This is a genomic window from Pseudahrensia aquimaris (genome assembly GCF_042676045.1).
Taxonomy (GTDB): domain Bacteria; phylum Pseudomonadota; class Alphaproteobacteria; order Rhizobiales; family Rhizobiaceae; genus Pseudahrensia; species Pseudahrensia aquimaris.
The window spans coordinates 407,065-422,019 of record NZ_JBHTJV010000003.1; the positions used below are offsets into that span (position 1 = coordinate 407,065).

The 14,955-nt window shown below is 54.6% G+C and carries 9 protein-coding genes; 2 read left to right on the top strand and 7 right to left on the bottom strand.

The genetic code is table 11. The features are described from left to right. Positions 1-23: 23 nt before the first annotated feature. Positions 24-2,666: an aminopeptidase N gene (gene pepN / locus ACFQ14_RS05435; protein ID WP_377211688.1), complete on the top strand. Its 2,643-nt coding sequence runs from the start codon at positions 24-26 to the stop codon at positions 2,664-2,666. 136 nt (positions 2,667-2,802) lie between these two features. Further along, complete coding sequence (locus ACFQ14_RS05440; RefSeq protein WP_377211689.1) at positions 2,803-5,247, top strand: PAS domain-containing sensor histidine kinase; 2,445 nt, start codon at positions 2,803-2,805, stop codon at positions 5,245-5,247. On the opposite strand, the gene ACFQ14_RS05445 is transcribed toward ACFQ14_RS05440, so the two are convergent. The 7 genes from ACFQ14_RS05445 to ccmE all read right to left on the bottom strand — a co-directional run bounded on the left by ACFQ14_RS05445 (position 5,244) and on the right by ccmE (position 14,945). Then, positions 5,244-8,165, bottom strand: coding sequence for a bifunctional [glutamine synthetase] adenylyltransferase/[glutamine synthetase]-adenylyl-L-tyrosine phosphorylase (locus tag ACFQ14_RS05445; RefSeq protein WP_377211690.1), 2,922 nt, complete (start codon positions 8,163-8,165; stop codon positions 5,244-5,246). The genes ACFQ14_RS05440 and ACFQ14_RS05445 overlap by 4 nt on opposite strands. Positions 8,166-8,198: 33 nt before the next feature. Continuing rightward, on the bottom strand, positions 8,199-9,578 hold the full coding sequence (locus tag ACFQ14_RS05450) for a sensor histidine kinase (RefSeq protein WP_377211691.1): 1,380 nt from the start codon (positions 9,576-9,578) through the stop codon (positions 8,199-8,201). Position 9,579: 1 nt separating this feature from the next. Further along, on the bottom strand, positions 9,580-10,257 hold the full coding sequence (locus tag ACFQ14_RS05455; RefSeq protein ID WP_377211692.1) for a response regulator transcription factor: 678 nt from the start codon (positions 10,255-10,257) through the stop codon (positions 9,580-9,582). Between the two features lie 157 nt (positions 10,258-10,414). Then, positions 10,415-11,938 carry a Do family serine endopeptidase gene (locus ACFQ14_RS05460; protein ID WP_377211693.1) on the bottom strand — a complete coding sequence of 508 codons (1,524 nt, stop codon included), beginning with the start codon at positions 11,936-11,938 and terminating at the stop codon, positions 10,415-10,417. Between the two features lie 127 nt (positions 11,939-12,065). Beyond that, entirely contained in the window at positions 12,066-12,524 is a 459-nt protein-coding gene (locus ACFQ14_RS05465; RefSeq protein ID WP_377211694.1) for a cytochrome c-type biogenesis protein, read from the bottom strand. Further along, positions 12,517-14,502: a heme lyase CcmF/NrfE family subunit gene (locus tag ACFQ14_RS05470; protein ID WP_377211695.1), complete on the bottom strand. Its 1,986-nt coding sequence runs from the start codon at positions 14,500-14,502 to the stop codon at positions 12,517-12,519. Before ACFQ14_RS05470 ends, ACFQ14_RS05465 begins: the two co-directional genes overlap by 8 nt. Then, positions 14,499-14,945, bottom strand: a complete 447-nt coding sequence (ccmE, locus tag ACFQ14_RS05475; RefSeq protein WP_377211696.1) for a cytochrome c maturation protein CcmE — start codon at positions 14,943-14,945, stop codon at positions 14,499-14,501. Before ccmE ends, ACFQ14_RS05470 begins: the two co-directional genes overlap by 4 nt. Positions 14,946-14,955: the final 10 nt, after the last annotated feature.

The window sequence follows — 14,955 nt, forward strand, 5'->3', positions numbered from 1 at the left end:
TCCCCCAAAGGACGCACCAGCCGATGAGAACGACGACAGCTCCCGTCATCCGCCTGAAAAACTACACCCCACCTGCCTATACGATCACCCATGTGGATATGGATGTATCGCTGGCGGCCGAAGACACAGTGGTGACAACCACAATGAAGGTGGTGCGCCAAGCAGGAACCCCGACATCGGCTCCACTGGTTCTGGACGGCGACGAGCTTTCGCTCGATGGGCTTTGGATTAACGGCGATAAAGCCGATGACGCGAACTATTCAACGACACCAGTCGAATTGAAGATCCATCGACTGCCAGAGACAGCCGCTTTCGACGTTACCATCCGCACACGCCTCGCGCCGGTGAAAAATACCAAACTGATGGGGCTTTATCAGAGCAGCGGCGTGTTCTGCACCCAATGCGAAGCAGAGGGCTTTCGCCGCATAACATATTTTTTGGACAGGCCAGACGTGCTGGCGGTCTATAAAGTGCGGCTTGAAGCGGACAAGGCCACCTGCCCCATACTGCTGGCTAATGGCAATCCGGGCGAGGCAGGCGAACTGCCCGATGGTCGCCACTTCGCCGTTTGGCACGATCCGCACCCGAAACCATCATACCTATTCGCCATGGTTGGAGGTGATCTTGATGTGCTCAGCGACACCTTCACCACGGCCAGCGGTCGGCATGTCGATCTCAATATCTATGTGGAGACCGGCAAGGCGGCGCAGGCGGCCTATGCTATGGACGCGTTGAAGCGGTCGATGGTTTGGGACGAGCTGGAATACGGATGCGAATACGATCTAGAAGTGTTCAACATCGTTGCGGTTTCGGATTTCAATATGGGCGCGATGGAAAACAAGGGGCTGAACGTCTTCAATGACAAATACGTTCTGGCCGATGCCGATCTCGCCACCGACGCTGACTTTGCTAACATCGAAGCGATCATAGCGCACGAATACTTTCACAACTGGACGGGCAACCGCATTACCTGTCGCGACTGGTTTCAGCTCTGTCTGAAGGAAGGGCTGACGGTCTATCGCGATCAAGAGTTCTCCGCTGACCAACGCTCTCGCGCGGTGCAACGCATCCAGCAGGTGCGTTGGCTGAAGTCGGGTCAGTTTCCAGAAGATGCTGGGCCGCTAGCGCACCCCGTTCGGCCCAGCGCATACAAAGAAATCAACAACTTCTATACGGCGACCGTCTATCAAAAGGGCGCGGAACTGGTGCGCATGATCGCCACGCTGATCGGGCCGGAAGCCTATCGCGCGGGCACGGACCTCTATTTTGAGCGCCACGATGGCGAAGCGGCGGTTGTTGAGGATTTCCTAAAGTGCTTCGAAGACGCAGCCGGCGTCGATCTTTCTCAATTCGCCAGATGGTATGAGCAAGCGGGAACGCCAAATGTGGATGTGGAAGAAGAGTGGGATGCTGGATCCTGCAAATACACCTTGGTGCTGCGCCAGCATACGCCCCCTACGCCGGGGCAACAGAGCAAGAAGCTTGTTCCAATTCCCGTCCGTTTCGGGCTGATGGGCTCGGACGGCTCGGATATTGAACCTCGCACCCGATCTAGCGCGGTGAAAGACGACGTGATTGTGCTGACACGGCGAGAGACAAAAGTGACCTTTACGGGCTTGAAGACGAAGCCAACCCCCTCTTTGTTGCGCGGCTTCTCAGCGCCCGTGAAATTGAATTTTGCGGAAACCCAAGCCTCGCGTTTGTTCCGCGCAGAGCACGATTCCGATCTGTTCAACCGCTGGGAAGCGCTCGACGGCTATGGATTGAGTTTGTTGAGCGATGATGCAACTGGCGGCTCAAGTTTTACCGAAAAGGACCGCGAAGCGTTTGTGTTGGCGCTATGCAAGACAGCTTTGGATGACAGCATTGAGCCGCAGTTCCGCGCCAACGCGCTTTCTCTGCCAAACGAAATGGCCGTTGCCCGCAACATCGGCAAGAATGTCGATCCCGCGATCGTGCAGCAATCACGCAGCGCTTTGCTCAAATCGATTGGCAGGCAATTGGGCAAACGAGGGCTAGACTTGATGACAAAGCTCGATACGGACCCCAACGCTGACGATTTAGCGGCCAGCGGCGAACGGGCGTTGAAATATTCCCTGCTGCCGTTCCTACTCGTGTCTGGCGTGGAGGGTGCCCACAATCTTGCGCAATCGCAGTTTGTACAGGCGAAAACCATGACGGATCGAATGGGGGCCCTTTCGGCCATCGTTCATTTTTCCGGCGATGAGGTGATGAGTGAACAATGCCTTGAGGCGTTTTATGACCGCTACGAGGACAATGATCTCGTGCTCAATACATGGTTCACGCTCCAGGCAATGGTACCCAATGCGGCGGGGCTAGAACGGTTCGAACGCTTGCTCGATCACCCGAAGTTTTCGCTCAACAATCCCAATCGCGCTCGCTCATTGCTCGGCCCATTTGCGGCCAACAATCCAACGGCCTTCTATGCGAATGGAGCCAAAGGCGCCACGTTGTTTGCGCAGCAGATCATGACACTGGACGACAAAAACCCGCAAATCGCAGCTAGGTTGCTCACCGTGATTTCGTCCTACCGCGTTTTCAAAGCGCCGATTAGCGATGCTGTTACTGAGGCCTTGCGCACCATTCGCGCCAAAGAGCCCCTTTCCATCGACGTTCAAGAAATTGTGGACAGTTTGCTTTCATGAGATGAAAATTTTTTTGATTTGGTGGGTGGACACGTGGAGTCCGAGCGATTCAAATGGGACTGATTCGTTCGGCAGTTGATTGTTGGGTCCAACTGCACATTCCGAACGAGGGGCGGTTTAAATTCGGAGTGTAAGCATGGAGCATGCGGACGCAATCAGCGTGCGCGGCGGAGAATCGGACTCTATTCAGAATCCAATCCGCCACCAAAAGGGAAAACCGCGCAATGCGTGGTCGCTCCCTGCCCTTCAAATTCCGTTTACCGGCAATCCCTTTTCAAAACTGTTCATTGCTATTTCATCGGAACGATTTCAGCACATCGGCCTGCCAATTTTGATTTTGGCGGTGTTGATATTTGTTGCAGCCTTCCAATCGCTCAATCTCATAAGTGATCGCCAGCGTCTCTTGAATGAAGATTTGGATCGATTGGCTCTGGTTGGCGAAGTTGTGGTGTCGCGGCTGGAATCAAATCCAACCCTGATCGATTCATTAGATAGCCCCACACTTGCCCGTGTGTTCTTGCAATCGGTTCTGCCCGAAAGCGCGAAGCGTCAGGGCAACACCGTCTTTATCATCGGTCAATCCGGTCGCGTTTCCGCCAGCCTACCCGCAGAAGAGGCTTACCGAGACGCACGCCTTACTACGTTGCTTAATGGTAATATGGCGCTCACGACGCGCCAAAATCTTCCTGCTCGCGGCGAAATCAACTTGATTGGTTCTATGCCAGCCAATGCGCTCTATGCTGCAATCGACACGCCTGCCAGCGGGCGGGCCGCTTCAGTGCTCGTTGTGCAGACTCACTCAGAGTTGTTGGCTCCTTGGAACGCCTCGTTAAACCGCAATGTGATGTTCTTTATTACGCTGGTAACAGTTTTGTTCGTCGTGTTTTCCATCTACCGCCTCCAAACGCGCAAAGCGCAGCAGGCGGAAAATCTTTTCGAAGAAGCGCAAGCGCGGTTTGATACGGCCCTTGAACGCGGGCATTGCGGACTTTGGGACTGGGATCTGTCGCGCGGCCGCATTGTATGGTCGGACTCCATGTTCCAAATCCTTGGTATGGATCCGCTCCAAAACGCCCTTGGCTACGGCGATGTTGATGGCCTGCTGCACCAAACTGATCGCAATCTTATGGAAGTCGCAAACGCGGCGTTTTCTTCGCCTGACCGCACAATCGACCACCGATTTCGCATGGCCCACCGTAACGGCACCTGGGTTTGGCTGCGTATGCGGGCAGAACTGGTCAACAGCGCAGATGGCACACCCCATCTCATCGGCACGTCGGTAGATGTGACAGAGCAAGAAACGCTGAAACGCCGCCATCGCGACGCCGACATTCGACTGCGCGATGCCATTGAAACGATCTCGGAAGCATTTGTGTTATGGGACGCGCAGAAACGTCTTGTTATGTGCAACTCGAAATATCAGCAGCTTTACAATCTGCCGACATCGATCGTGCGCGGTGGCGGACACTACGACGACATCATGGCACAAAGCCGCCGCCCCCGCATTCGCAAGCAAATTTCCACTGAGAAAAAGACCAAAAAGGGCGGCGAAACGCTGGAAGCCCAACTTGAAGACGGTCGCTGGCTGCAGATCAACGAACGCCGCACACAGGACGGTGGTTTCGTTTCCATCGGTACTGATATTACCCAAATCAAGCGCAACGAAGAGAAGCTGGTCGATTCAGAACGTCGGTTGATAGCAACAATCGACGAACAGCGCCGCGTGCAACAAAAGACTGATCTGCAAGCGCAGAAGCTCGTTGAATTGGCAGAAAAATATGCTGAAGAGAAAAATCGTGCTGAAGCTGGCAACAAGGCGAAGTCAGAATTTCTCGCCAATATCAGCCACGAATTGCGCACACCGCTGAACGCGATCATTGGCTTTTCCGACATTATGCAGACACGCATGTTTGGTCCGCTGGGGTCCGACAAATATCTGGAATACGCCCAAGACATCCACCATTCCGGCACATTCCTGCTCGGCGTGATCAATGACGTTCTGGACATGTCCAAGATTGAAGCGGGACGTTTCCAACTCGATCCCGTCGAGGTCCGCGTTGATGAGTTAATGGATGAGACCCTTCGCTTCATCAAAATGCAGGCGCAGGAAGCCAACATCACGGTCGATCAGAAGCTGGAAGAAAACCTAATGCTCACGGCCGATCGCCGCGCGATGAAGCAAATTCTGCTGAACCTGCTTTCCAACGCCGTAAAGTTCACGCCGGAAGGTGGCCGCATCTCGCTCACCGCGAAGCAATCGCAGAAGGCGGTGACTATTGTGATTGAAGACAACGGCATTGGCATTTCCAAGAGTGCTATGAAACGCATTGGGCAACCTTTTGAACAGGCTCAGGATCAATTCACCAAAGATCACAAGGGCACGGGGCTTGGCCTCGCCATCGCCAAATCGCTGGCAAAGTTGCATGGCGGGAGTTTGAAAATTCGGTCCACTGTTGGCAAAGGCACGCTGGTGGTCATGCGCCTGCCACGGGTTTGCAAAGACAAAAAGCCGGAGCCGAAAGAGAACCAGCCCCCTGCTCCACTCCTAGACGAGCTGGAAGCCGAAACCCGCGCAGCCTAGTCGATTTGCTTCAAATAATTTTTGAACGCTAAGCGTACTTCGGCCTGATAGTCTTTCAGCGCGGCTTGGGAGCTTTCCAAATCTGGCATGTCGAGACAGCGCAGAAGTATCTCTGTGAAACCGCGAGAAACTTCATCGGGATTGAAAATACCGTTGAACGCGATGCGGGTGAGTTGTTGGATTGCCGCGTAGAAATCGTAGGCCTCCACGAGGCGCGCATTCAACCATTCACCCAATGCCACCAGTACGCCGCGTGTGAGCGCTTCTTTAGGACAATCACCGCGCAGCACGGCGGTTTGCGCCATAAACTCCAAATCAATCATGCCGCCTTTGGCAAGTTTCACATCCCACACTGAGGCCGGCGGACGCTCTTTGTCCATCAACTTGCGCATTTTCAAAACTTCCGCGCTTTCTTCCTTTCGCTCTCGTGGATGGGCTAGGAGATCGGAAATCGCATGGCTGACCTTCTCAACAAATTCGGCATCCCCTGCGACCGGTCGCGAACGCGACAGCGCCAATCGTTCCCACGTCCACGCTTCCTCGCGTTGATACCGCTCAAACGACGAAAGCGTTGTTGCCAGCGGACCAGCATTACCCGACGGGCGAAGCCTGAAATCGAGTTCATAAACGACCCCCTCCCCTGTCGGCGCACTCATAGCCGCGGTCAGGCGTTGGGTGAGGCGAGAGAAATACTGGTAGGCGTGGAGTGGCTTCTCGCCATCGGATTCGTCATTGGCCTCGTCAAATTCGTAAAGGACAATCAAATCTAGGTCGGAAGCAGCGGTGAGTTCGCGAGTCCCCAGGTTGCCCATGCTGACCACAGCGACGGACGCACCTTCGATGTGCCCGTGACGTTGTGCAAAAGCATCAACAACACGCTTGAGAATTTCTTGCACAGCCACTTCTGCCAGCAGAGCGAAAGCGGCACCCGCTTCTTGCGCTGGGCAAGCGCCCGCCAGCACCCGCACGCCGATGAGAAACCGTTGCTCAGCTACGAATAAGCGGGCGCGGTCGAGCATTTCTTCATAGCCTGCTGCTGCATCGAGGCTTTTGGCCATGCGCGATTGCAATTCTTCGCGCTTTGGCATGTCGTTGAAAAAGCCAGGCTCAAGGAGAGCATCGAAGACATGGGGCTTGTGGGTGACGATGGCAGCAAGACGCGGCGCAGCACCCAATATGAGCACCAACAGATCCATCAATTTCGGATTTGCCCGCATCATGTTCATCAACTGAAAACCGGCGGGCAAGCCTTTCAAAAAGGCGTCGAAAGCGATCATCGCTTCGTCAGGCGCGCCGGTATCCGCAAATGCTTCCAGCAGCGCAGGTGTGATTTCGGTCAGCCGTTCACGCGCCTCTACAGTCTGCATCGCGCGGTAACGTCCAAAATGCCAACCCTTGACCATTGCGATCATGTCGGATGGGCGGTTGAAACCCAGTTGGTCGAGTGTTTCCACCGTACCGGGGTCTTCCTCGTCACCTGTGAACGAAAGATTGCCGGAAACAGCCAGCGTTGGCTCGTTGGAAAACAGATCTGCATAGTGGCCTTCAACCCGCGTGAGATGGGCCACGATTTCTTTCTCGAAGGCAGCAGGAGAGGATGCGTTGCAGAGCGCTGCGATGTTGGCGAAGGCGTCTTTATCTTTCGGAATTTCGTGGGTCTGTTCATCGCGCACCATTTGCAGGCGATGTTCAACATCGCGCAGCACCCGATAGCTCTCGCAGAGCTCATCGCGCACATGAGGTTTGATCCATTTGTGCTCGGCAAGTCGCCTTAGCATTTCCAGCGTGCCGCGTTCGCGCAGGTCTTCGATACGACCACCGGCAACCAATTGCTGTGTTTGAACAAAGAATTCAATCTCGCGGATGCCGCCCCGCCCCAGCTTCACGTTGTGGCCCTTAGCGCTCAGATCGCTGAATCCCCGATGGCTCTGCAATTGGCGTTTGATGGAGTGGATGTCGGCAATCGCCGCATAATCGAGATAGCGCCGCCAAACGAAGGGACGCAGAAAGCCGAGCATTTCCGCTCCCAAAGACATGTCGCCAGCAACGGTACGCGCCTTTATAAGAGCCGCACGCTCCCAATTCTGGCCGCGGCTCTCGTAGTAATGCATGGCGTGCTGCATAGGGATTGCAAGCGGCATGGAGCCAGGGTCTGGGCGCAAGCGCAAATCGGTGCGGAAAACGTAGCCGTCCGCTGTTTGCTCCTGCATCAACTTGATCAAACCTTTGGTGACGCGGGTGAAGAGCAACACCACGTCTTCGGGGTCAGTAACCGCTTTCGCATCGGGATCAATGAAAACGATAAGGTCAATGTCGCTGGAATAGTTCAATTCCCGCGCACCGTGTTTTCCCATGGCGATAACTGTGTAGCCGCTGTCTTGCGAAGGATTTTGAGGATCGGGAAGCGCTAGCTTGCCACGCTCGTGTTGGGCGAAAAGCAGATGGTCAACTGCTGCCCGTAAACAGGTATCTGCCGTATCGGTAATCGCGTGGCTCACGGTTTCGCAAGACCAGCAACCGCTAAGGTCAGCGAGACCAGCTATCAAAGCAGCCTCCTGTTTAGCTTGCCGAAGAATGCGCGAAAGATCGCTTTCCGACGTAGTGATCGCTGTCCGGTCAAGCGTTGTAAGCGTGTGCTCAAGGGCTTGTGAAAAAGAACCGATGATGCAAGCCAGCACCGTATCTGGAAAGCGGCAAGCCAAGTCGCAGAGATAGGGCGAGCGCGCAAGAATGGCGGCAAAATGATGGCCTGCTTCGGTGTCCAAAAACGACCGCAATTGATCTTCGCTTGACTTTCCCTTAAGGCAATCGACAAACCGAGCCGTGGCTGCTTTGGCGTCATTGGGTTTTGCCGCAATATGGATGAGTGGCGAGCGTAGATGTGCGGCGCTCTCGTTTTCGGGCAAATGCTTTTTCACCGTCATCCCCTCATTGCCCCTTTGCTTGGACCGTCACTTGCTGATCGGCAGCCTCACTTCGATCATAAGGCCGGGCGCGTTGTCCATCAGTTTCAACGTTCCACCATGCAATTCCACGACTGCGTCCACCAGAGACAGTCCTAGCCCGGTACCAGCTTTCGTGCGGCTCGCATCGAGACGCACAAAACGTTCCAAAACCCGCTCACGGTCTGCTTCAGGAATTCCCGAGCCATTGTCCGCAACCCGCAAGACGGCATCTTCCTCTTCGGCCTTCAAAGACAGCTCAATGCGGGAAAGGGAAGAATTCCCTCCATATTTTATGGCATTATCCAGCAAATTCGTGATCATTTGAGCGAGAAGTTCACGGTTTCCGTTTACGGTCAGCGCAGGGGTTACATCTGCGGTAAATTCAGCGTCACTTTCGCTAACAATCGGCTCGAATAACTCGGCAATATCGCTGCACACTTCATCCATGCGCACGGCGCTCAACTTGGCCATTTTACTGCCGGATTGAACCTGGCTAATCATCAGCAATGCATCAAAAGTGCGCAAAATTCCGTCAGCATCTTCGATCACCTGTTCAATGGCGGCCCTGTCGGTTGAACCTGCGGTTACAAGCGCAGCCTCGGCGCGGTTGCGCAGTTTTGTAAGCGGGGTTTTGAGATCATGGGCAATGCTGTCGGACATAACCCGAACACCAATGCTGAGTTTTTCGATGCGGGAAATGGCACTATTGAGGTTGTCGGCCAAGCGATCAAATTCATCGCCAGAACCATCTGTCGGCAAGCGCCCTGATAAATCGCCGGCAATGATCCGTGCGGAAGACATTGATACGTCATCAATCCGCTGCAAGGCCCGGCGTCCGATGAAAAACCATAGCAGCAGGCCAGCCAGCACCATTAAAACGAGCGTCAGCCCAATCGCCTGCACCATGATCGTGCGGAAATAATTAGCCTCGCCAACATCACGGCCAACCAGCAATCGCAGCCCTTGGGGCAAATCAAACACTTGCGCAATGGCACGGTGGGGACCGTCAATCTCGCTATTTAGAGGGTCATATTTGAACGGTGTTTCGCTCCATCCATTCTGCGCAAAAACCTTAGGATCAACGCTCTTCACATTTCCCGCGATAATGCGGCCTTGTGGATCGGAGATGAGATAAAGATAAGCACCTGGAGCGCGAGAGCGGCGCTCAATGGAGTTGATCAGCCGTCCCGCTCCGCCAAAATTATAGATGGTGGAGAGTTCTTCCACTTCTTCCTGGGCGGCTGAGCGGATTTGGGAAAATACCAAGCGGCTGGTGTTGTAGCTCACGAAAGCCACCAGCGCGATCGCCAGAAGACCGAACAACACAGTGTAGATGAGAGACAAGCGAAAAGCCGTCACACGCAGCAATTGTGACAACCGCTCCAAATCAGCCGCCTACGCCGAACCGATAGCCAACACCCCGCACTGTGTGGATCAATGGGACATCGAAATTTTTGTCAATCTTGGCGCGCAGCCGAGACATATGGACGTCAATGACATTAGTCTGCGGATCGAAATTCAGATCCCAAACATTCTGCAGCAGCATTGTGCGGGTCACGAGATCACCTGTATTGCGGGCGAGATATTCAAGCAGCCGGTATTCGCGCGGTTGCAGCACAATCTCTTCGCCGCCACGATAAGCCTTGTGTGAAATGCGGTCGAGCTTCAGATCGGCAACTTCTATCGTCGCTCCCACCTGAGCCCGCTCGTTGCGCTTTGCCAACACTTCCAGGCGGGCAAGCAATTCTACAAAGGCGTAGGGCTTGGCAAGGTAGTCATCCCCACCTGCCCGCAAGCCCTCAACACGGTCATCTACCTGCCCCAAAGCCGACAGAATAAGTGCGGGTGTATCGATGCCTCTTTCGCGCAATCGCGAGATCATCGATAGACCATCCAGCCGCGGCATCATGCGATCCACAACCATAACGTCAAAGTTGCCTTGCTGGGCCAAGCGCAAACCATCCTCGCCATTTTCCGCGTGCACAGTTGTGTGGTCGGCATCTTCCAACGCCTTGCACAATTGGGATGATAGTTCGAGATCATCTTCTACGATCAGAACGTTCATGGTCATTACCAGCTAGTGATCTTTTGAAGTGTGATGGAATGTTTGATAAACGGCAAAGGCAGCAGACCAGCAAGGGCCCACTGCCTCGGGAGAGAAGCTACTTGGGATGTGCAGCCGAGGGGAAGCTGCGGACTTCTCTCCAACTTGGATGCCTGTTTTAGCCACGGCCAACGGGAATGGCGACGAAGCGGTTGCGCTCACCAGACTGAACCTGGAAGAGCACCGCTTTGCGCTCGTCTTCCATTGCCCTTGCGACCGCCTGACCGACATCATCAACCGTTTCCACCGAGCGTCCGTTGACAGAAACAATCTTGTCGCCTGCCCGCATACCTTTTTCGGCCGCCGAGCCGTTTTCGAAAACATCGGCAACCATAACACCTTCATCGGTCGTGACGATTGCCAGACCCAGCTCATCCATATCAACAGTTGACCGGTCCGCATCGGGCGCCTGAGAGGGCGACAGTGCCGCCTGACGCTCTGGCTCCGGCAGTTCGCCCAGTTTTACCGACACGGTGCGGCTATCGCCATCACGGTAAATCGCAACATCAACCGTTTCATTTGGTTCCAAATTTGCGATGGTTTTGGCCAGCTCGCGCGGTCCCTCAATATCTGTATCGCCAACCTTAACGATCACATCGCCAGCTTTCAGGCCGGCAGTGAGAGCGGGGCTATTGGGTTGAGTTTCGGACACAATGGCGCCTCTCGCATCAGCGAGGCCCAACGATTCGGCAATGTCTTTCGTTACAGGCTGAATTTGAACTCCTAGCCAGCCGCGGGTAACCGTGCCCCGCTCAATGAGATCGCTGACGACCTCTTTTGCGGTTGCGGCAGAGATTGCGAAAGCAATGCCCACATTACCTCCGGACGGGGAGAAGATAGCCGTGTTAACGCCGATTACTTCGCCAGAGAGATTGAATGCAGGGCCACCCGAATTGCCTTTGTTCACGGCAGCATCAATCTGGATGAAGTCGTCATAGGGGCCGGAACCAATATCGCGGCTGTTGGCCGAAACGATGCCCGCTGTAACGGTGCCGCCAAGGCCAAAGGGGTTTCCAACAGCCACAACCCATTCACCAACCCGGCTCAAACCAGTTGAGAAATCGACATACGTGAACTTGGCGCTGTCCTCGACTTTAAGTACGGCAAGGTCCGTCTTAGGGTCTGTGCCAATGAGTTTTGCTTCGAACTCCTTGCCGTCACTCAAGACAACCGTGAAACCTGTGCCGTTTTCGACGACATGGTTGTTTGTGACCACATAACCATCATCGGAGACGAAGAAGCCTGAACCTTGCGAAACCGGACGGGCGCGACGCTGCTCGCCTCCACGATTTCTGCGTTGGCCAAACTGGCGGTCACCGCGCGGGCCTTGGTCAAAGAAGCGGCGGAAAGGATGATCTTCCGGGAGCATGTCGAAACCGAATGGATCGGCTCCACGCTGGCCATTTCGACGACTTTGGCGTTGTTCTGACATGCCCGACACACGAACGCTGACAACTGCCGGAGATACGGCTTCGACCACGTCGGCAAAGTTCGTTACTTTTGGTGCTTCAATGCGAACAGCTTCTGCAAATGCGGGAGTGCTGGGGGAGACAATTCCGCCAGCCATAAAGGCAGTGGCGAGGCCGAAAGCAGTTGCGGAACCAAGAAGGGCGTTGCGAAATTTGGATGTTTTTGCAGGCATGGAATTTCCTCGTCCATAAGTCTCAAAATCAAAGAAGCGAAATGTTTGCGCTTCCGTCGAGAACCATATGGGTGAGTAAATTATGCCTTTTGAGGGCGCCGCCGTTAAATCTTGGTAATGTTGCGCGTCACTGCTTTTTCAGCAATTCATCCAATTTGCGCTGTTCGTCCGAGCTTAGTGGAGCAACAGAAGCGGCACTCGTTGTCCGGCTGCGCAAGATCCAATAGAGGCCGAACAACAAAAAAAGCAGCGGGCTGATCCAAAGCACAAATGTGTGTGCTGCCCAGCTTGGCTTCAACAAAATAAATTCGCCATAGCGCGAGACGAGGAAATTTTTCACTTCGCTGTTTGTAGCACCACCAGCAATCTGCTCGCGCACGACCTGGCGCAGATCGCGTGCCACTTCCGCGTCCGAATCAGCAATGGACTGATTCTGACAGACCACGCAGCGCAATTCTGTAAACAGGTCTTTGGCTTGCGCCTCCTGATTGGCGTTGAGGGGAACATTATCCGCAGCGAGCGAAAGTGTGACCGACACCAAAAGGCCGATGCAGGCAAGCAGAGTACAAAACGGGCCTCTAGGCATTTGCCAGCTTAGCCTCCATCCGTTTCGACCGCCTCGCAGCAGCAACCCGGTGACGGCGCTCAGTGAGTGAAATCAGCCCGCCAAAGACCATAAATAAGGTTCCAATCCAGATAAGCGTAACAAACGGTTTGTACCAAAGCCGCAGTGTAACCTGCTCGGTTACGGTGTTGGCTTCTGACAGCGTTAAATAGAGCTGCGAGAACAGGAATGTCTCGATATAGGCCTCTGTCGTCGGCATTTGGCGCGCGGGATAGAAACGTTTGGAGGGATTAGCCGTCTGGATGATCTCACCGTCTTTGAAGATCGTGAAAGTGGCCGTTTGCTCACGGAAATTATTGCGTTCACTCGCTTCAAGTGCATCAAACCGCACTTCGTATCCCGAAAGGGCCAACGTGTCGCCCTTCGACATAACGGCTGCGTTTTCGGTTTCGTAGGCCGTCACCATCACAACACCCAGCAATGTCACGCCAACGCCGAAATGAGCGAAAGCGGTCGACCAGACCGTCCGCGGCAGACCAACGGCACGAGCGAATGAGACTGAGAAGTTGAACTTTGAGAGCGCTATGCGCTGTGCCACTTCAGCGAACGCACCGATCATCAGCCATGCTGCCAACCCAATGCCAACAGGAGCAAGCCACGGTCCGGGCTGCATGAAGGCACCAGCGAGAACAAGCACCAAAAGCCCGATAATGAATGCGAACATCAGGCGTTGTGACACGCCATAGAGATCGCCACGCTTCCACGACAGCAGCGCACCAAATGGTAGCGCCACGAACAGCGGCAGCATCAGTGGTCCGAATGTCAAATTGAAGAACGGTGCGCCAACCGAAATTTTATCACCGCCTGTTACGGCTTCGTAGGCCAAAGGATACAGCGTGCCGATGAGAACCGTAGCGGCAGAGGTGCACAGGATAAGGTTGTTGAATACCAACGCCCCTTCCCGCGAAATTGGCGCGAACAAACCTCCCTGCTGCAGCGTATTGGCGCGCCACGCGAAGAGAGCAAGCGAGCCGCCAACGAATACGCATAGCAGGACAAGAATGAACAATCCGCGCGATGGGTCTGTAGCAAAGCTGTGCACCGAGGTGAGTACGCCGGAGCGAACAAGAAATGTACCGAGAAGCGATAGAGAGAAAGTAAGAATCGCCAGCAATACGGTCCAGATCTTCAACGCCTCACGCTTTTCCATCACCAAAGCGGAATGGAGCAGCGCTGTGCCTGTGAGCCACGGCAGAAGTGAAGCGTTTTCGACAGGATCCCAGAACCACCAGCCGCCCCAACCCAGCTCGTAATAAGCCCAATAAGAGCCCATTGAGATACCTGCTGTTAGGAAAACCCAGGCGGTCAAGGCCCAAGGCCGCACCCACCGCGCCCAGATGGCGTCGATGCGACCTTCAATCAAAGCTGCGACTGCAAATGCAAATGTGATGGAGAAGCCCACATAGCCGAGATAGAGCAACGGCGGGTGGATCGCGAGGCCGATGTCTTGGAGAATCGGATTTAGATCACGTCCTTCAATGCTCGGCGCTCGGCGTAAAAATGGGTTGGATGTGAACAGCACGAACGCTGTGAATGTCGCCATCATCCAGCCTTGCACCACCAAAACATTGGAGCGCAAAGTTCGTGGCAAATCATGGCCAAACACACCGACAGCGGCCGCGAACAGGGCCAGAATGAGAACCCACAACAGCATGGACCCTTCATGGTTTCCCCATGTGCCCGTGAGTTTGTAGAGCATCGGTTTCTGCGAATGGGAATTCTCCCAAACGTTCACCACCGAGAAATCGCTGACTGCATAAGCCCACATGAGGCAACCAAAGGACAAAGCGACGAAAAGGAAGCTGCCGACGCTGGTGTAGTCAGCAATGGCCATTAGCCTGCCGTCGCGGCGGGTTGTTCCTATCAGAGGCACAGTTGCCTGAACGAGCGATAGGGCGAGCGCAAGGATGAGCGCGAAATGTCCGAGTTCGACAATCATCCGTCACCTTCCTTGCCACGCCATAGGCCATCTTCTTTCAGCTTGTCGGCAAATTCGCGAGGGACGTAGTTTTCATCATGTTTGGCGAGAACTGTATCTGCGGTGAACTGGCCGGATGGGTCCAACATGCCTTCCGCGATGATCCCCTGCCCTTCACGGAACAGGTCTGGCAGGACGTTGTTGAAATTCACCGTCAATTCTTCGCCTTCGAGGCTTAGGTTGAAAGCAACGTTCAGGCCCTCACCGCGCTTTACGGAGCCTTCTTCGACGAGGCCAAACAAGCGCACACGCTGGCCGGGCGACACCTGAGCCGCCTTCAACTCAGCGGGGCTCATAGCAAATGAAATGCCGTCGCGCAGCGCGAACATGGTGAGCGCAAGTGCGCCAGACAGCACAAGTCCGATCGCGCCGATCCATGCTAGGCGCATTTGTTTTCTGGTCATGGCTCCCTAG

Excerpts from the sequence above, each read along its gene's own strand:
- ACFQ14_RS05465 (WP_377211694.1), bottom strand. The coding sequence starts at position 12,524 with ATGCCTAGAGGCCCGTTTTGTACTCTGCTTGCCTGCATCGGCCTTTTG.
- ACFQ14_RS05470 (WP_377211695.1), bottom strand. The coding sequence starts at position 14,502 with ATGATTGTCGAACTCGGACATTTCGCGCTCATCCTTGCGCTCGCCCTA.
- ACFQ14_RS05455 (WP_377211692.1), bottom strand. The coding sequence starts at position 10,257 with ATGAACGTTCTGATCGTAGAAGATGATCTCGAACTATCATCCCAATTG.
- pepN (WP_377211688.1), top strand. The coding sequence starts at position 24 with ATGAGAACGACGACAGCTCCCGTCATCCGCCTGAAAAACTACACCCCA.
- ACFQ14_RS05460 (WP_377211693.1), bottom strand. The coding sequence starts at position 11,938 with ATGCCTGCAAAAACATCCAAATTTCGCAACGCCCTTCTTGGTTCCGCA.
- ccmE (WP_377211696.1), bottom strand. The coding sequence starts at position 14,945 with ATGACCAGAAAACAAATGCGCCTAGCATGGATCGGCGCGATCGGACTT.
- ACFQ14_RS05440 (WP_377211689.1), top strand. The coding sequence starts at position 2,803 with ATGGAGCATGCGGACGCAATCAGCGTGCGCGGCGGAGAATCGGACTCT.